Here is a 16,359-nt window from a genome sequence, read left to right on the forward strand (position 1 = left end):
TGCGCAAACAGTCTTTTCCCTCGAATTTCACTCGAATACAGACTACCTGAGACAAAATGCACCGTTCGGAGGATCAGATGGACCACGCGAAACCCCTGCCCGCCTATCTTGTTCAGCGCTATCATGGCTGGAAAGCCACCCAATACGCGGAAAACAGCGCGTGGTATCAGCGCCTGGCCACCGAAGGGCAGCGCCCCCGTGCCATGGTGATTTCCTGCTGCGACAGCCGGGTGCACGTGACGTCGATCTTTGGCGCCGATCAGGGCGAGTTCTTTATTCACCGCAACATTGCGAATCTGGTGCCCCCGTACGAGCCCGATGGCAACCAGCACGGCACCTCGGCGGCGGTGGAATACGCCGTGACCGCGCTGAAGGTGGCGCATGTGATCGTGCTGGGCCACAGCCAGTGCGGCGGCGTTCAGGGCTGTCTGGACATGTGCGAAGGTCGCGCGCCCGAGCTGGAAGAAAGTTCAAGCTTTGTGGGCCGTTGGATGGATATCCTGCGCCCCGGCTACGAAGAGGTCAAGGACGACCCCAACATGCCGACGGCGCTGGAACGCGAAGCGGTGATCGTGTCGCTGCGCAACCTGATGACCTTCCCCTTTGTCGAAGAGGCGGTCAAGGCAGGCAAGCTGAGCCTGCACGGTCTGTGGACCGACATCGGCGAAGGCGGTCTGGAATGCTACGACCCCAAGACCAAGGCGTTCTCGCCGATCTAAGCGCCTGATTTCAGGCCAAAGACCCAGAATGCCCGCCCCGATCAGCCTTGATGCAGGGGCGGCCAATCCGCTGGGAAATCTGCGCCAGCGGAACCCCCAGCCCCGAGCCGGTGCATACGACCTGACCTGCGGTGGTCAGGATCACCATGTGCCCGTCGCGGAACCCCAGACGATACCCCTTGGCGGCCAGACCGCTGGAAATATCGTTCCAATTGTTCGCAGTTTCCAAGATCGGCGCGAGGAACAGGCGCAGCAGCGAGCGCGTCTCGCTGTCCAGCGCGGGTTGGGTGGTGGGCCAAGCGGCCTGTGTATCGGAATAATGTCGCATGACGGTGCTCCTTACCTGTGCTGAAAGCGTCGCCGAGAAGTTGGGCGAAAGTGCGGCCTATGCGTCTCAGCTTTTAAGCGAAAGCGTAACCGAGCCTTAACCACCCGTGCGCCAAGCTGCCGCCATGGATGAAGTTGTTGTCACAGTCAGACTGCCGCGCGCCCTTTGGGACGCGAGTCGGCGTCTTGCGGATCACCGGGGCGAATCGGTCGACGCGGTGATGCAGCGCGCGCTGGAACTTGTACTGCACGCCCCCACGGCGGTGCCGCCCGCGCTGTCCTCCGAGTTCGAGAGCGCCCGCAGTTGGCAGGAATTGCAGGGCCGGTTGATGGTCAAGGGCTTCGTTCTGCGCGACGACGCCGGGACGCTGGTCTTACTGTCCCATCCTGAAAAGCTGCCGCTGTGCGATCTGGCCGCCCTGGGGCAGGATGATCGCGCGTTGACCCAGCGCTTTGGCTTGTTTCCGGGGCGCGCGCATCGGCAGTTGGCCGAGCGGCTGATGGCGAAACGCGTGGACCGCGCGGCGCGCCTGGCCGAATGGGACGTGCTTCCATCACGGCCGCGCGCCAGCGATCAGGCGGGCTAGGCCCCGAACTGCCGCGGTCCACCGGAGATATGAGAGAGATGAGAGAGAGATCCGGCGGGCCGCAGCACTAACGGCTGTGAGCAAAGATCAGAGTGGCGGAGCGGCCCTTCCAAGGCCTGTCGGTGTAAACCGTTCTGGCGTCAACGCCGATCTGATAGGAACAATTTAACAGAAAATGCGCCCCGGCCCTAGCGCGCCGCCGCATAGACCAAGCCCCCGAAAGCGCAGCCCACCTATCCGAAAGCATAGAAAAAGGCCGGTGGCAGTCCCCTGCGCACCGGCCTTTTCGACTCTCAAAGGCGAAGAATCAGCCCTTTTGCAGGCACTTCTGCCCCAGAACCTCGGCAATCTGCACGGCGTTCAGGGCCGCGCCCTTGCGCAGGTTGTCGGACACGCACCACAGGTTCAGGCCATTCTCGATGGTCGAATCCTGACGGATGCGGCTGATGAAGGTGGCGAAATCGCCGACGCATTCCTTGGGGGTGACGTAGCCGCCGTCCTCGCGCTTGTCGATCACCATCAGGCCCGGTGCCTCGCGCAGGATGTCGCGCGCCTCGTCTTCGTCAAGGAACTCTTCGAACTCGATGTTGATCGCTTCGGAGTGGCCCACGAACACCGGCACGCGCACACAGGTCGCGGTCAGCTTGATCGACGGGTCGACGATCTTCTTGGTTTCGGCGACCATCTTCCACTCTTCCTTGGTGGAACCGTCGTCGAGGAAGACGTCGATGTGCGGGATCACGTTGAACGCGATGTCCTTGGGGTAGACCTTGCGCTGGTAGTCGTCGGTCGGGTTGTAATGGGCCTTGGTCTGGTCCCACAGCTCGTCGATCGCGTCCTTGCCCGAGCCGGACACCGACTGGTAGGTCGACACCACAACGCGCTTGATGCGGGCGCGGTCATGCAGCGGCTTGAGCGCCACAACCATCTGCGCGGTCGAGCAGTTGGGGTTCGCGATGATGTTCTTTTTCGTGTAGCCCACGATGGCGTCGGCGTTCACTTCGGGAACGATCAGCGGCACGTCCGGGTCGTAGCGGTACAGCGAAGAGTTGTCGATCACGACGCAGCCCTGCGAGGCGGCCTTGGGGGCGTACTCTTTGGTCGCCTCGGAACCGACAGCAAACAGCGCCATGTCCCAGCCGGTGAAATCGAACGTGGCCAGATCCTGGGTTTTCAATGTCTTGTCGCCAAAGCTGACCTCTGTTCCCAGAGACCGGCGCGATGCCAGTGCAGCAATCTCGTCTACGGGGAATGCCCGCTCTGCGAGGATGTTCAGCATTTCGCGGCCCACGTTGCCCGTGGCGCCTACGACGACGACCTTGTAGCCCATTTGGCCCTCCTATCGGTTCGCAAAACCGGACAGACCCCTGCCTGCCCGATAGGCGCGCTGCATACCGCAGCATGGCGGCATTAGAAAGGGCGATTCTCGTGGACAAATGCACAAGCGCCCCTGCGAAACGCGCCTCACAGCACAAGTTTCGCCCGTATCGGCGGCATTTGGCGCGAGAAACCGCCAGATACCCGCATTGCGTGAAAACCTCCTTGCCTGTTAACGATCCGTTAAGGAAAATAAAGTCTGTCTGGTTTAGGGCCGGACTGGCCTGACCGGCGCGCCTTGGGGGCGCTGCTGGCACACTCAAAAGACCCGGCACGCGCGAGGGGCTATCCCGCCGTGTCAAAGAAAGAAAACGCATGTTCTACAAGTTGGTGACCGTCCTCAGCCGGTCACAAAAACAAGCGATTTTTACTCTGATCGATATGGCGATGATCCCGCTGGCGATGCTTATGGCCATTGCGCTGCGGGCGGAATTGACCGCCGATCAGGCGACCGTCACAGCTTTCCTTCCGGTGATTGGCATCCTTGCGGTCTGTGGCGCCGTGCTGGGCTGGCGGCTGGGTCTGACGCGCAGTCGCCTGAACGGCTACGAGATGCAGGGCGTGGTACGCACCGCCATTTACGCCGCGGCGCTGGGGGGGATCGGGCTGACCGCCGACCGGCTGCTGGGGCTGGGCCGTCCGGTCGGGCTTTATGTGCTGTTCGGCTCTATGCTGTCGGTGGTGTCGGTCAGCTGGCGGCTGGCCCTGCGCGAAGTGATCGCCCACATCTACCGCAGCGGCAGCGACCGGGTGCGCGTGATGATCTACGGCGCGGGCCTGACCGGGCAACAGCTGGCCGCCGCGCTGCGCCATGGCAACGGCATCCAGCCGGTCGCCTTTGTCGACGACAACCCCACCCTGCACGGGCTGAACATCTCTGGCCTGCGGGTCTATGCCGCCTCGCAGCTCCAGACCCTCGTCGAGGAGAAAAAGATCGACCGCGTGGTGCTGGCCATGCCGTCGATCAGCCGCCCCGCCTTGGCGCGGATCGCCTATCGGCTGCGCGGTCTGGGGTGCGAGGTGCACTCGCTGCCCTCTTTCGCGCAACTGGTCGGACAGGGCGAGCTGCGCCAACAGGTGACGCCTGTTTCGATCCAGGATCTGCTGGGCCGCACCCAGCTGGAAAAGGAACTGCCGGGCGTGACCGACGCCTACGCCGGGCGGCGCATTCTGGTCAGCGGCGCGGGCGGCTCGATCGGGTCGGAACTGTGCCGCCAGCTGATCGCCTGCGCGCCCGAAACCGTGGTGCTGGTCGATCACTCGGAACTGGCGCTGTACAACATCGACAAGGAACTGCGCGATCTGGGCGCGGATATGCCGGTGATCCCGGTGCTGGGCTCGGTGATGGATGACCGCCTGATGCGGTCCGTCATGACCGAGAACCGCATCGACGTGGTGCTGCACGCCGCCGCCTACAAGCATCTGCCGATGGTCGAGGCGAACGCTCTGGCGGGCCTGTCGAACAACGTCCTTGGCACCAAACTGCTGGCCGAAGCGGCGCGCGATGCCGGGGTCGAGCGCTTTATCCTTGTGTCGACGGACAAGGCCGTGCGCCCCACCAACGTCATGGGCGCGTCCAAGCGTCTTGCCGAACTGGTGGTTCAGGACCTCGCGGCGCGCTCGACCGGCACCCGCTATTCCATGGTCCGCTTTGGCAATGTGCTGGGCTCCAGCGGCTCGGTCATTCCGCTGTTCGAGGAACAGATTGCCCGCGGCGGCCCGGTCACCCTGACCGATCCCAACGTCACGCGCTACTTTATGACCATCTCCGAGGCGGCACGGCTGGTGCTGCTGGCGGGGTCGTTTGCGCGCGGCGGGGACGTGTTCGTGCTGGACATGGGCGAGCCTGTGCCCATCGCCAAGCTCGCCCGCCAGATGATCGAAGGCGCGGGATTCAGCGTCCGGGACGAGGAAAACCCCGAGGGCGACATCGAAATTCAGGTGACCGGCCTGCGCCCCGGCGAAAAGCTGCACGAAGAGCTGCTGATCTCTTCCGACATGCTGACCACGCCGCACCAGAAAATCCTGCGCGCGCAGGAAAAGGCGCTGTCCGAGTTTGAAATCGCCACCGCGATCAAGGACTTGCGCGCCGCCATCGAAAGCCGCGACGAAGCCGCCGCCCGCGCGGTCATCTCGCGCTGGGTCGAGGGCGCTCAGGCGACCGAAGCCGCCCGAGGCCAGTAACGCTTAGCGCCCCGGAATGTCGCTGCGCGCCGGGGCGGGTTCCCAGTTCTCGACGATCTCGGCGGCCTCTGCGGCGGTTTCCACGAAACGGAACAGGTTCAGGTCTTCGGGGCTGATGGTGCCCGCGTCTTGCAGCACGTCCCAGTTGATGATGCCCTCCCAGAACTTGCGTCCAAACAGGATCACCGGCACCCGCGCCATGCGGCCCGTCTGGATCAGGGTCAGCGCCTCGAACAACTCATCGAGCGTGCCAAAGCCGCCGGGGAACACGCAGATCGCCCGCGCGCGCATCAAGAAGTGCATCTTGCGGATCGCGAAATAGTGGAAGTTGAACGCCAGATGCGGCGTCACATAGGGGTTCGGCGCTTGCTCATGCGGCAGCACGATGTTCAGACCAATGCTGACGCCGCCTTCTTCTTGCGCGCCAAGGTTGCCTGCCTCCATCACACCGGGGCCGCCGCCGGTCACGACGACATACTCTTTGTTTTTGGCTTCCAGCGCCTTGCGGGTCATCAACCGGGAAAACAGCCGCGCCTCTTCGTAGAAATGCGACAGATCGGCCAGCGACTGGGTGCGGGCCTTGTCCTTGTTTTCCGGCGAGGGGATGCGCGCGCCGCCGAACAGCACGATGGTGGACTCGATCCCCTGCTCGTTCAGCAGCATGTCGACCTTGAGCAGCTCCAGCTGCAAGCGCACCGGGCGCAGCGCGTCCTGGCACAGGAACGCCTCGTCGGCAAAGGCCAGCCGGTAGGTGGGGGATCGCGTCTGCGGCGTGTCCGGCACATGGGACGCGGTGTCGATGTCCAGATGGGCATCACGAAGGGGATTGCGGCGATCTTCGGTCACGGACCACTCCTTGTTGGTGTTGCCCAAGACCTATAGCGTCCGCTGGGAAACCACCAGCGGACAGGGCAAGACATGGATTGGAAAGCTGAAATTGACAGGGCCGCGCGCCGGATTGATGGGCATACGGTCGTCACGCCGGTGATGCGCACGGGCGCGCTGTGGGACGCCGAGGTCGAGCTAAAGCTGGAGCACATGCAGCACACCGCCAGTTTCAAGGCGCGCGGGGCGTTCAACACGTTGATCGCGTCCGACGTGCCCGAAGGCGGCGTTGTCGCGGCCTCGGGGGGCAATCACGGCGCGGCGGTGGCCTATGCTGCGCGGACCTTGGGCCACAAGGCGCAAATCTTTGTCCCCGAGATCGCGGGCCCGTCCAAGATCGCGCTGATCGAACGCACCGGGGCGGACCTGACCGTGGTGCCGGGCGAATACGCCGACGCCTTGGCCATGGCAGAGCGGTACGAGGCAGAGCGCGGCGCGATGCAGGTCCACGCCTATGACGCGCCGCTGACCGTCGCGGGCCAAGGCACCTGCCTGCGCGAATGGGAAACCCAAGGGCTAGAGGCGGACACCGTCCTGATCGCCGTGGGCGGCGGCGGGCTGATCGGGGGCGCGCTCGCGTGGGCGCAAGCCACGGGCAGCGCGCGCAAAATCGTCGCGGTGGAACCCATGACCTGCAACGCGCTGCGCAGCGCCTTGGACAAGGGCGGGCCGGTCGACGTGCCAGTGTCGGGGGTCGCGGCCAACGCTTTGGGCGCGCGCAAGATCGGGCAGATTTGCTACGATCTGGCCTCTGCGCAGGGCATTCCATCTGTCGAAGTCCCTGACGGCGCGATCATCGAGGCGCAAAAGGCGCTTTGGCAGGCGCATCGCATCCTCGTGGAACCCGCCGGGGCCTGCGCGCTCGCGGCCTTGCAATGGGGCGCTTACAAACCCGAACCGGGCGAGAAAGTCGCCGTTCTGATTTGCGGCGCAAACCCCGCGCCCGATCCTTTGGCCGGTTCCTGACAATAAACATCCGTTTTCTGCGATTGTCGCACGGGCCTCTTGGCGCTATGACAGCAAAAATCATTCCGAGGGAGACAACCATGTCCAACGCTCAGCTCGAAGCAGCCATCGAATCCGCGTGGGAAGCCCGCGACACCATCACCCCGACCACCGGCGGTGAAACCCGCGAAGCCATCGAAGACACGCTGAACGCGCTCGACAGCGGCAAGCTGCGCGTGGCCGAAAAGCTGGAAAGCGGCGAGTGGCACGTGAACCAGTGGGCGAAAAAGGCCGTTCTGCTGGGCTTCCGCATCAAGGACATGGAAGTGCACGACAATGGTCCGCAGGGCGCAGGCTGGTGGGACAAGGTCGACTCCAAGTTCAAGGGCTGGGGCGAAAGCGAATGGAAATCCGCAGGCTTCCGCGCCGTGCCGAACTGCGTTGTGCGCAAATCGGCCTACATCGCGCCCGGCGTCGTCCTGATGCCGTCCTTTGTGAACCTCGGCGCCTATGTCGACGAAGGCACGATGGTTGACACCTGGGCGACCGTTGGCTCTTGCGCGCAGATCGGCAAGAACGTGCACCTGTCCGGCGGCGTCGGCATCGGCGGCGTTCTGGAACCCATGCAGGCTGGCCCGACCATCATCGAGGACAACTGCTTTATCGGCGCGCGCTCTGAAGTCGTCGAAGGCTGCATCGTCCGCGAAGGGTCCGTCCTTGGCATGGGCGTGTTCATCGGCCAGTCGACCAAGATCGTCGACCGCGAGACCGGCGAAGTCATGTACGGCGAAGTGCCGCCCTACTCGGTTGTGGTCGCAGGCTCCATGCCGTCCAAGAACGGCATCAACCTGTACTGCGCCGTGATCGTCAAGCGCGTCGACGAAAAGACCCGCTCCAAGACCGGCATCAACGAGCTGCTGCGCGACTAACATCCCGCCCTTCTCGGTCTTAGCACTTCTGAGAAAGCTCGGATTAAACCCGGATCAAGCCTTGGCTTGGTTCGGGTTTTTTCTTGTCGGTGCGGGAACCTGCGCGACGGGCGGGCGTTAACCTTTGCAAACGGAGGGAACCATGGGACTGGGATTTTTCGCGTCGATCATCGTGGGCGGTTTGGCCGGGTGGATCGCGTCCAAGATCATGAAGGCCGACACCGGCCTTTTGACCAACATTATCCTGGGCATCGTCGGGGCCGTGGTGCTGAACTTTCTGCTGGGCCGCGCCGGGATTTACGCGCAGGACGCGTGGTTGCCGCAGTTCGTCGTCGGCACCGCCGGGGCCAGCCTGCTGATCTGGGTCTACCGCCAGCTCAAGGGCTGACCCTATTGCGCCAACCGCAGGCGCGGCGGCCTCGGCTCTGGCCACGCGCGCGTGACGCCTAATGACACCTGCACGGCCCAGGCATCGACCATTTTGCGCGTGTCCTGCGTGCTCAGAATGCGCCCGCACGGCCTCGCCGCCCCATGCCGCGACAGCTCTGGCACCGAACAGCGCAAGGCATTGGCCAGCCGCTGCACCTTGGTCCGGGGCAGGTTCATCAGGCTGTGATCGGCGAGCAGCATCGACTCCGCCGGGACGCCTTCGGCCCGCAACAATACATGCCGCTCGGTCACAAGGTGGTGATAGGTCACCGGCTGGGGCTTTTGGCGCTGACGCACCCTTTTGAGCTTGGTAAACGCCTTGGCTGGCCCCAGCAGCGCCTCGCCCGAGGACGGGTCCGTCCCCGGCAGGCACAAACGGTGCTGCGGCGACACCTTGAGCCGCCGTTTCGGCAGCCCATCACCAAAGGCCCCCGCCTCGATCACGATGGGCGCCCAATCCGGCGGCGGGGTGTCGAAATGCGTCTCGGTGGCGGCCTCGATGACCACGGGATTGCCGCTGTAATCCAGAACCACGTCGCCCTTTTCCAGCTTTTCCACCGGCACTTCGCCCTTTGGGGTGGCGATCCGCGTGCCTTTGCAGAAACACACCGGCGCGGCGGTGTTCATGTTGTAGCCGACCTCGTCGATGGTCAGCACCAGCGCAATCGCCGACAGAATGTTCGGCGGCGAGTCGGGATAAGACAGGATCAGCTCGCCCGTATCCAGATCGCGCATATAGACCACGTCCACCGCCGTGCCCGTCGGCACCACCAAGGACAGGATCTGTATGCCCGGCTGCGCGGTCCCCGACCCGAGGATCTCGACGTTGCGGCCATCCATCACCATCTGCTCGCCCACATACAGCAGGCCGGTGTCGTCGGTCAGAGTGCTCAGGGCACTGACGGGATCGAGGGAGGAGAAAAACAGGTTGTAGTCCGCCGACAGCAAGGTGTCCGGGATCAGAGCCGCATTCAGCGTCTGATATTGTACCGGAAAATCCATCGTCGACCCTGACTCACCTGCAAAACCTACGCTACGTAAGCTCTTACCGATGCGGAGGGGCGGCAGTATGGCAGCTTTGGGGCTTTACTAACCTTTATGAACCGAGCGCTCCGTGGTCTTGCCACAATTGACATTTGCCGCGCCGCGCTGCATTGCGCTGACATGACAAAAAAGACGCGCACACAGCAGGTTTTCACCCTTTTGGTCGAGGTCGGCCGCAAGTCCGGCGATGGCCTGCCCAAGAACGCAACGGGCGCGGCCCTGATGTGCTATGCCTCCGGCGTAGACGAGGCCGAAGCCGTGCGCGAGACCGTCGCGATCCTCAAGCAGGCCGACATGGCGCCGCTGGACGTGACCGGCTATGGCACGCTGGACGAACGGCTGGCCCAAGGCCACGAGATCGAAGACGACGAACGCGAGCTGATGGCCCGCGCGCTCGAGGAAAACTCGGTGATCGTGGCGCAGGTGACGCCGTTCCACGACTAAGCGCCACGCTGGCGGGACACGTCGCCTCTCGGCTTTGGGAATAAAAGCGCGCGGTAGCGCTCCTTTGGATCACGCCCCCTTTGGATACACAGGAACGCGGATCAGCAGGGGCGCGGATCAATCGCCAAACCAGTTCGTCACCAGCGCCGCGTAGCTGCCATTCTCGCGCAGGGTCAGCAGCGCTTGGTTCAGCGGCTCACGCAGCGCGCTCCCCGAGGGCAGGGCGATGCCATAGTCTTCGGCGCGGAACACCGTCTCGACCAGGTAGGCGTCGGACGCCGGCTCGTGCGACAGGTAATACCGCAGGATCGGCGCGTCAAAGACCACAGCATTGATCATCCCCGTTTCAAACGCCTCCAGCAGGTCCGACAGGCCCGCGTAGGTGTGATGCTCGACCGAGCGCGCGCTCAGAAACGCCGAGGCGGTCGATCCCGCCACCGTGCCAACGCGGCGCGTGTCCAGATCGTTCAGGCCCGTCACCGACGAGGTCAGCGCATTCACCGTCATTGCCGCCGTGATCTGCGCCACGAACAGCGAGACCACGAACAAACTGCCAAAGACCATCCCCGTCGCCATGATCCGCCCCGGCACAGAGCGCGGCTGACGCTCTTCAAAGCCGCCGTTGACGATCAGGTTCAGCGCCCACCAAAAGGCCGGAAAGACAGCCTCGCGCGCGGGGCGGTCAAAATAGGGCTGCTTGCGGCGTTCGAACACCCACATCAGCATCCCGATCCCCCACAGCGCCACCAGCGCCAGCGCCAGGTAGGCCGCGACTTGCCACGTCAGGATTTGCCGCCACAGCGGCAGGCGATCCCCGCCATCCACCATGATTTGCAGCCCGCTTTCAAAGACCGGCAGGGTAAAGTCCATGACTGCTTCGCGCGCCGCCGTGATCGAGATATTGGCAATGGCGCCATCCACCGCGCCGCTTTCGACCTGCCCCAGCATCTCGCCAAAGCTGTCCACGGTCACAAAGCGCACCTCGCGCCCCAGTTGGTCGGACACCGCACGCATCAGGTCGATGCTAAAGCCGGTCTGGTCCTCGCGCCCCATGGAAAACGGCGGCCGCTCGACCGTGGCAAAGGTCAGCGCTTGGGCCATGGCCTGTCCGCCGGCCGTCAGCAACGCCAGCACCAGTGTCAAATACAGCCATACCTGCTTCATTCCGCGCCCCGCCTGCTTTTCGCCGTTTCAGGGTTTGCCTCTGACACAGAACATAGGTCAAGAATAGCCCTTTGGGGGGCGTCCTATCCTTTAGGATTATATATTAACCATAAGAGGATAACTCCCCTTGCGTCACCCGCAGGCCGCGTGTGTCCGTCAGGCGGCGCGCGCCTCGGCCAGGGTGATCGCCTCGAAGGGCCGCAAGACCTTGAGCCCCGCCCGCGCGTGTTCCGGCATGAGGTTGCGCGGCACAGCCCCCAGCAGCGTCTTGGCCAGCTCGTCCCTGCGGCGGCGCAACCGGCCCACGTAGAGGCTCTCCAACTCGGACGAGGCAGAAATCAGCGGCTCATGCCCCGGCAGCACCAGCTGGTGATAGCGCACCATGCGCACGCCTTCCTCGTAGACCGCGGCGAACCCGTTGACCAAACTCAGCGCCGGGATCAACACCTCTTCGCGGCCAAAGATATACTCGACCTCGGACCCGCCGATCACCAGCCGCTGGTGCGGCGCGACCACCAGATCGTGGCGCAGGCCAAAGTACGGCGCACGCAGCCGCACCGGCTGGAAAGAGCCCAGCGCCGGCACCCGCCGTTCCACGCGCGCCAGCACCGGCACCACGCCGCTTTCGCGGGTCATCACCGTGTCGCCGCATTTCAGATCGCTCACAGGGCGGTAGCCGCGCGGCGTCAGCACCGGAACCTGGGTTACCAGCGACGGCATCGGCCCCACCGGCTCGATCTCGTCGGACACGGCAAAGAACACCACGTCGTCGTCCATCTCGCACAGTTGCGGGCGGCGCGTCAGGGTATAGATGTCCTCCAGCAGCATCGGCGGCGGCGCGGGCGTGTCCTGCATCACCACCGTATCGCTTTCGGGGCGCTCCACCGCGATCCGGCCAAAGCGCGCCTCGCTGTCCCACGAAAAGGTCACGCGCAGCACGTCTGTCCGCGCGTCATGCGCGTGCTGCAAGACGGTGTGAAACACGTCCTCGCCCTGACTCATCACCAGCACAATCCCGCCCCCCGGCACGGCGCGGAACGAAATCGAGCCCTTCCACGGGTGCGAGCGTTCATACGACAGCAGCGTCTGCGGGCGACCATCCGGCGACAGCCGCGTTTCGATCAGGATCGACCCGCGCGGCATCAGGACATCCCTCTGCGCCGCCGTGGCGCCAAAGGTTTCGGGGCAGACCCACGCCCGCCCTTGCCCGGAAATCGCAATCCAGCTCATGCCACCTGACCTCTGCGCAAGACGGCTGCTTCGTGTTTTTTCAATATTCGCCGCGCAGGAGGACCGTAGCCGCTGCCGGTCTCTGGGTCCAGTTGCGGGAACAGCTGGGTGATTTCCGCCACCGTCTGTTGCTCAAAGACCGAACTCGTCTGCGGCCCGGGCAGAAAGCTCTCGGACAAGAGGCCATTGGCGCGGATGATCTCGTGTTGGTCGAACAGCAGGTGGACATATTCGACCTGCCCGCCTTCGACCACGCGGATAGACTGGCCGTTGACCAGATACTTGGCGCAGGCCAGCACCTCGGGTTCCTCGAACATCAGATGCGCCATGATGTCCTGCACCAGCACGCGATGCTGCGGCGAGACCATGATCGTGCGGTGATCGCCCAGCGCGCCGCCCGCGATGCGCACCGGGGCCATGTCGCCCTTGGCTTCAACCACCCGAGAGCCAATCCAGCGCACCGGCTGCGGGCCGTTGTCGCGCGTCAGCACCAGATCGCCGGGCTCCAGCATGTGCACGGGGCACGTGCCTTCGGGCGTGTCGATCATCGTCCCCGCCACGAAACACGGCACCGAGTTCACCGTCACCACGCCCACGTCGGTCTGTCCGGTGCTGCTCTGGACCGTGTAGGTGTAGTTGATCGTCTCTTCGTCGCCGTCGCCCAGCACGCTCATGGTGCCATCGGGGTTCAGCGTAATCACCTGCCCGGTCGTCAGCGTCACCGTATCGCCCGCCACCACCGGCACATCGTTGATATGGGTGATGGTCAGCACGCCGCCGGTGTCGTTCAGATCGTTCGCCAGCGCGTCAAAGGTCCGCGCGCCGACGGGGTTCACGCTGATCTCGTCCTGCATGGCGACAATCGTGGTCTGCACCGTGTTCGCGCCGATCAGCAGGTTCGAGTCGTAGTTGGCGTCCAGCACATCCGCGATGCCGATCCGGATAGAGTTCACCTGATCGGCCACCACCGGGATCGTCAGCGTCATGGTGACGGTAAAGCCGTCCATCTCGGTGTTGTACTGGTCGGCGGTGTTGTCGACGTAGAGGTTCTCGTTCGCGCCTTCGTTGAGGTTGCCGGGATCCACGTCGCCATCGCCAAAGCCCACGTCCACCTGCACGCCGTTCACCCAGACGCCGACAAAGTCCTGATACAGCGAGGTCGTGTACTCGGGGTATTCCTCCGAGGCGAACACGAACTGCATGGTCATCACGTCGCCCGTGGGGATGAAATCCACGTCGATGAACGAGGCGTCAAAGGTGTCCGCCCCCGCCGCCTGATCGAAATCCGCCAAGCCATCGGGGCCAGAGGTGTTGGTCGAGGTGTTGGTCTGCTGGTTCGAGTTGGTCGAATTCTGGTTCTGCCACCAGCCCCACCAGCCGCCGCCGCCCCCGCCGCCCGTGCCTGCGCTGTTGGTAAAGTCCTGCACCTGCCCCGTCGACAGGATCACCCCGCTGTCCGCAGGGGTCACCCCAGGCGAGGTGCTGTAGCCGCCGCTGTAGATCCCCGAAGACTGGGCCGCCCCGGTGTAGCTGGCGCTGACCACCGTCACGCCATCGCCGAAAATCGCTTCGGCCATCTGTACCGCAGACGCACTGGTATTGATTGCCAACTCTGAAGGAGCGACCATGCTATGCCTCAATGCTCGCGCGGGGCATGACAACGCTCAAAGGGCCAGACGCTTTGCGCGCTCTTGGCCTTTGGGAAATCTGTGACTGGATACGCTCGCCTGCCTCGGCATTTTTATTTATTGACCAAGCGGTAACACACGCGTGAGGGGAACGTTAAGGCTTTATTAATGCTTGACCCTAGGGAACGCCCTATTTTCGCCCTAACCGTGATGCAATCACGTCACATTTGCCAAAACTCGCATGTCAGGATAGCCCTAGGCCAACCGCGCCACAGGACCAAAGAGGACAGCCATGATCGACGCCGTAGATTTGACCGCCAAGCTGGTGAAATGCCCTTCGGTGACGCCCGAAGAAGGCGGCGCGCTGGTGCTGCTGGAACAGCTTTTGTCGGACGCGGGCTTTGCCTGCACCCGCGTGGATCGCGGCGGGATTTCAAACCTTTACGCCCGCTGGGGTGACAAGGGGCACGCGCGCACCTTTGGCTTTAACGGCCATACGGACGTGGTGCCGATCGGCCGGATTGAGGATTGGCAGCACGATCCGTTCGGGGCCGAGATCGAAGACGGCTTTATGTACGGGCGCGGCACCACCGACATGAAATCCGGCGTGGCCGCCTTTGCCGCCGCCGCCATCGACTTTGTCACCCAGACCCCACCCGACGGCGCCGTGGTGCTGGCGATCACCGGCGACGAAGAGGCCGACGCGCTGGACGGCACGGTCGCTTTGCTCGACTGGATGCAATCGGAGGGCGAGCAGATGTCAGTGTGTTTGGTGGGCGAGCCGACCTCGCCCGACCACATGGGCCAGATGATGAAGATCGGGCGGCGCGGGTCGCTGTCCGCTTGGTTCACTGTGGGCGGCCAGCAGGGCCACGCCGCCTACCCGCACCGCGCGCTCAACCCGTTGCCCGCCATCGCGCGGCTGATGGACCGCCTTGCCTCGCACGAGCTGGACAGCGGGACCGAGCATTTCGACGCTTCGACGCTGGCAGTTGTGACCATCGACACCGGCAACCCCGCGACCAACGTGATCCCGGCCAAGACCTCTGGCACGGTAAACATCCGCTTTAACGACGCGCACACCGGGGCCGATCTGTCGGACTGGCTGCGCGCCGAGGCCGCCAAGATCGACGCCGAGTTCGGCACCACGACCGATGTGCAGATCAAGATCTCGGGCGAGAGCTTTCTGACCCCGCCCGGCGCGCTGTCTGACCTGATCGCCGGCGCGGTCAAGGCCGAGACGGGCATCGCCCCCGAACTGTCCACCACGGGGGGCACCTCGGACGCGCGGTTCGTCAAGGATCACTGCCCGGTCGTGGAATTCGGCCTTGTGGGCAAGACGATGCACGCCGTGGACGAGCGCGTCGAAGTGGCCCAGATCAGCCAGCTCAAAGCCATCTACAGCCGCATCCTGTCGGACTACTTCGCATGACGGTCAGCGTGGCGACGGACCCGGCAGAATGCTTTGCCCTGCGGCGGACCGTGTTCATCGAAGAGCAAGGCTTTACCGAGGCAGACGAGTGGGATGACCTCGACGCTTCTGCGGTGCATCTGGTCAAGCACGTCAAAGACCAGCCCGTCGCCACCGCCCGCCTGATCCCCCAAGGGGACGCAGGCCGGATTGGCCGGATTTGCGTGCTGAAAACCGCGCGGGGCCTCGGCCTCGGGGCGGAACTGGTGCGCTACGGGATCGAGTATTTCGCAAGCAAAGGGGCCAAGCGCGTGGTCCTTGGCGCACAGGTCCGCGCGCAGGGTTTCTACGCCAAGCTGGGCTTTACCCCCATCGGCGCGGTCTACGACGACGGCGGCGTGCCGCATCAGGAAATGGAACGCGCCCTGTGACGCGCACCCTGATCGTCATGGTCAAGGAACCGCGTCCGGGCCGGGTGAAAACCCGCCTTGGCCGCGACATAGGCCAGGTGGCGGCGGCGTGGTGGTTCCGCCATGCGGTCACCTCGCTGTTGAGGCGCATCCAAGACCCGCGCTGGCAAGTCGTTCTGGCCGTCGCCCCTGATACCGCCGTCACCAGCCGCGTCTGGCCTGCGCTGCCGCGCATCCCTCAGGGCAGTGGCGACCTCGGCCAGCGGATGGCCCGCGCTATGCGCGCCGCCCCTCCCGGCCCGGTCTGCGTGATCGGCGCGGACATTCCCGGCGTCACCCGCGCGGCGATTTGGCGGGCGTTCCGGGCGCTGGGGAACCACGACGCAGTGTTCGGCCCCGCGCCTGACGGCGGCTACTGGCTGGTGGGCACACGCAACACCCCGCCCAAGACCCTGTTCCACAACGTCCGCTGGTCCACGGAACACGCGCTGGTCGACACGCAAAACAGCATCAAAGGCGCTCGCATTGCCCAGATCGACACCCTGCAAGACGTGGACACTGCCGCCGATCTGATCGCCTTGCGCGGGAAATAACGCCCAAGGTCGCTTTGCCATCGAATGTCACATGACGCGCCCCTGTGGCCGTG

The 16,359-nt window shown here is 64.2% G+C and carries 17 protein-coding genes; 10 read left to right on the forward strand and 7 right to left on the reverse strand.

Going from position 1 to position 16,359, the window contains the following annotated elements; all coding sequences use genetic code 11:
- Positions 1-77 precede the first annotated feature (77 nt).
- Positions 78-719: a carbonic anhydrase gene (locus B9A11_RS03985; protein ID WP_058245661.1), complete on the forward strand. Its 642-nt coding sequence runs from the start codon at positions 78-80 to the stop codon at positions 717-719.
- 10 nt (positions 720-729) lie between these two features.
- Here the strand turns inward: B9A11_RS03985 and B9A11_RS03990 are convergent, their stop codons facing one another.
- Positions 730-1,047 (reverse strand): hypothetical protein, encoded by a 318-nt coding sequence (locus B9A11_RS03990; RefSeq protein ID WP_058245660.1) that lies wholly within the window; start codon positions 1,045-1,047, stop codon positions 730-732.
- 124 nt (positions 1,048-1,171) lie between these two features.
- Here B9A11_RS03990 and B9A11_RS03995 point away from each other — a divergent pair, with 124 nt between their 5' ends.
- Positions 1,172-1,633, forward strand: coding sequence for a hypothetical protein (locus B9A11_RS03995; RefSeq protein ID WP_058245659.1), 462 nt, complete (start codon positions 1,172-1,174; stop codon positions 1,631-1,633).
- 307 nt (positions 1,634-1,940) lie between these two features.
- Here the strand turns inward: B9A11_RS03995 and B9A11_RS04000 are convergent, their stop codons facing one another.
- Positions 1,941-2,963, reverse strand: a complete 1,023-nt coding sequence (locus B9A11_RS04000) for an aspartate-semialdehyde dehydrogenase (RefSeq protein ID WP_058245658.1) — start codon at positions 2,961-2,963, stop codon at positions 1,941-1,943.
- 362 nt (positions 2,964-3,325) lie between these two features.
- Here B9A11_RS04000 and B9A11_RS04005 point away from each other — a divergent pair, with 362 nt between their 5' ends.
- A complete protein-coding gene (locus B9A11_RS04005) occupies positions 3,326-5,194 on the forward strand; it encodes a polysaccharide biosynthesis protein (RefSeq protein WP_058245657.1) in 1,869 nt (622 codons plus the stop codon).
- Between the two features lie 3 nt (positions 5,195-5,197).
- On the opposite strand, the gene B9A11_RS04010 is transcribed toward B9A11_RS04005, so the two are convergent.
- A complete protein-coding gene (locus B9A11_RS04010; protein ID WP_058246388.1) occupies positions 5,198-6,040 on the reverse strand; it encodes an LOG family protein in 843 nt (280 codons plus the stop codon).
- A gap of 72 nt (positions 6,041-6,112) precedes the next feature.
- On the opposite strand from B9A11_RS04010, the gene B9A11_RS04015 reads away from it, so the two are divergent.
- The 3 genes from B9A11_RS04015 to B9A11_RS04025 all read left to right on the forward strand — a co-directional run bounded on the left by B9A11_RS04015 (position 6,113) and on the right by B9A11_RS04025 (position 8,341).
- On the forward strand, positions 6,113-7,045 hold the full coding sequence (locus B9A11_RS04015) for a threonine/serine dehydratase (protein WP_058245656.1): 933 nt from the start codon (positions 6,113-6,115) through the stop codon (positions 7,043-7,045).
- Positions 7,046-7,125: 80 nt separating this feature from the next.
- Positions 7,126-7,953, forward strand: coding sequence for a 2,3,4,5-tetrahydropyridine-2,6-dicarboxylate N-succinyltransferase (gene dapD / locus B9A11_RS04020; RefSeq protein WP_058245655.1), 828 nt, complete (start codon positions 7,126-7,128; stop codon positions 7,951-7,953).
- 142 nt (positions 7,954-8,095) lie between these two features.
- On the forward strand, positions 8,096-8,341 hold the full coding sequence (locus tag B9A11_RS04025) for a GlsB/YeaQ/YmgE family stress response membrane protein (protein WP_058245654.1): 246 nt from the start codon (positions 8,096-8,098) through the stop codon (positions 8,339-8,341).
- A gap of 2 nt (positions 8,342-8,343) precedes the next feature.
- On the opposite strand, the gene B9A11_RS04030 is transcribed toward B9A11_RS04025, so the two are convergent.
- Entirely contained in the window at positions 8,344-9,384 is a 1,041-nt protein-coding gene (locus tag B9A11_RS04030) for a Hint domain-containing protein (RefSeq protein ID WP_058245653.1), read from the reverse strand.
- Positions 9,385-9,546: 162 nt separating this feature from the next.
- Between B9A11_RS04030 and B9A11_RS04035 the strand changes: the two genes are divergently transcribed.
- Positions 9,547-9,870: a hypothetical protein gene (locus B9A11_RS04035; protein ID WP_058246387.1), complete on the forward strand. Its 324-nt coding sequence runs from the start codon at positions 9,547-9,549 to the stop codon at positions 9,868-9,870.
- A gap of 117 nt (positions 9,871-9,987) precedes the next feature.
- Here the strand turns inward: B9A11_RS04035 and B9A11_RS04040 are convergent, their stop codons facing one another.
- From B9A11_RS04040 to B9A11_RS04050, 3 genes are all read right to left on the reverse strand, one after another.
- On the reverse strand, positions 9,988-11,034 hold the full coding sequence (locus tag B9A11_RS04040; RefSeq protein ID WP_058245652.1) for a transporter substrate-binding domain-containing protein: 1,047 nt from the start codon (positions 11,032-11,034) through the stop codon (positions 9,988-9,990).
- Between the two features lie 156 nt (positions 11,035-11,190).
- A complete protein-coding gene (locus tag B9A11_RS04045; RefSeq protein ID WP_058245651.1) occupies positions 11,191-12,264 on the reverse strand; it encodes a Hint domain-containing protein in 1,074 nt (357 codons plus the stop codon).
- A complete protein-coding gene (locus tag B9A11_RS04050; RefSeq protein ID WP_306345498.1) occupies positions 12,261-13,841 on the reverse strand; it encodes a Hint domain-containing protein in 1,581 nt (526 codons plus the stop codon). Before B9A11_RS04050 ends, B9A11_RS04045 begins: the two co-directional genes overlap by 4 nt.
- Before the next feature lie 343 nt (positions 13,842-14,184).
- On the opposite strand from B9A11_RS04050, the gene dapE reads away from it, so the two are divergent.
- The 3 genes from dapE to B9A11_RS04065 are packed head-to-tail and all read left to right on the forward strand — an operon-like array spanning position 14,185 to position 16,306.
- Positions 14,185-15,324: a succinyl-diaminopimelate desuccinylase gene (gene dapE, locus B9A11_RS04055; RefSeq protein WP_058245649.1), complete on the forward strand. Its 1,140-nt coding sequence runs from the start codon at positions 14,185-14,187 to the stop codon at positions 15,322-15,324.
- On the forward strand, positions 15,321-15,734 hold the full coding sequence (locus B9A11_RS04060) for a GNAT family N-acetyltransferase (RefSeq protein ID WP_058245648.1): 414 nt from the start codon (positions 15,321-15,323) through the stop codon (positions 15,732-15,734). The genes dapE and B9A11_RS04060 overlap by 4 nt, the downstream gene beginning before the upstream one ends.
- Positions 15,731-16,306, forward strand: a complete 576-nt coding sequence (locus B9A11_RS04065) for a TIGR04282 family arsenosugar biosynthesis glycosyltransferase (protein ID WP_058245647.1) — start codon at positions 15,731-15,733, stop codon at positions 16,304-16,306. The genes B9A11_RS04060 and B9A11_RS04065 overlap by 4 nt, the downstream gene beginning before the upstream one ends.
- The last annotated feature ends 53 nt before the right edge of the window (positions 16,307-16,359 follow it).

Source organism: Tropicibacter naphthalenivorans (assembly GCF_900176475.1).
Classification (GTDB): Bacteria; Pseudomonadota; Alphaproteobacteria; order Rhodobacterales; family Rhodobacteraceae; genus Tropicibacter; species Tropicibacter naphthalenivorans.

What these genes read in the sequence shown, in the direction of transcription:
- B9A11_RS03985 (WP_058245661.1), top strand. Translation starts at nt 78, where the DNA reads ATGGACCACGCGAAACCCCTGCCCGCCTATCTTGTTCAGCGCTATCAT.
- B9A11_RS03990 (WP_058245660.1), bottom strand. Translation starts at nt 1,047, where the DNA reads ATGCGACATTATTCCGATACACAGGCCGCTTGGCCCACCACCCAACCC.
- B9A11_RS03995 (WP_058245659.1), top strand. Translation starts at nt 1,172, where the DNA reads ATGGATGAAGTTGTTGTCACAGTCAGACTGCCGCGCGCCCTTTGGGAC.
- B9A11_RS04000 (WP_058245658.1), bottom strand. Translation starts at nt 2,963, where the DNA reads ATGGGCTACAAGGTCGTCGTCGTAGGCGCCACGGGCAACGTGGGCCGC.
- B9A11_RS04005 (WP_058245657.1), top strand. Translation starts at nt 3,326, where the DNA reads ATGTTCTACAAGTTGGTGACCGTCCTCAGCCGGTCACAAAAACAAGCG.
- B9A11_RS04015 (WP_058245656.1), top strand. Translation starts at nt 6,113, where the DNA reads ATGGATTGGAAAGCTGAAATTGACAGGGCCGCGCGCCGGATTGATGGG.
- dapD (WP_058245655.1), top strand. Translation starts at nt 7,126, where the DNA reads ATGTCCAACGCTCAGCTCGAAGCAGCCATCGAATCCGCGTGGGAAGCC.
- B9A11_RS04025 (WP_058245654.1), top strand. Translation starts at nt 8,096, where the DNA reads ATGGGACTGGGATTTTTCGCGTCGATCATCGTGGGCGGTTTGGCCGGG.
- B9A11_RS04030 (WP_058245653.1), bottom strand. Translation starts at nt 9,384, where the DNA reads ATGGATTTTCCGGTACAATATCAGACGCTGAATGCGGCTCTGATCCCG.
- B9A11_RS04035 (WP_058246387.1), top strand. Translation starts at nt 9,547, where the DNA reads ATGACAAAAAAGACGCGCACACAGCAGGTTTTCACCCTTTTGGTCGAG.
- B9A11_RS04040 (WP_058245652.1), bottom strand. Translation starts at nt 11,034, where the DNA reads ATGAAGCAGGTATGGCTGTATTTGACACTGGTGCTGGCGTTGCTGACG.
- B9A11_RS04045 (WP_058245651.1), bottom strand. Translation starts at nt 12,264, where the DNA reads ATGAGCTGGATTGCGATTTCCGGGCAAGGGCGGGCGTGGGTCTGCCCC.
- B9A11_RS04050 (WP_306345498.1), bottom strand. Translation starts at nt 13,841, where the DNA reads ATGGCCGAAGCGATTTTCGGCGATGGCGTGACGGTGGTCAGCGCCAGC.
- dapE (WP_058245649.1), top strand. Translation starts at nt 14,185, where the DNA reads ATGATCGACGCCGTAGATTTGACCGCCAAGCTGGTGAAATGCCCTTCG.
- B9A11_RS04060 (WP_058245648.1), top strand. Translation starts at nt 15,321, where the DNA reads ATGACGGTCAGCGTGGCGACGGACCCGGCAGAATGCTTTGCCCTGCGG.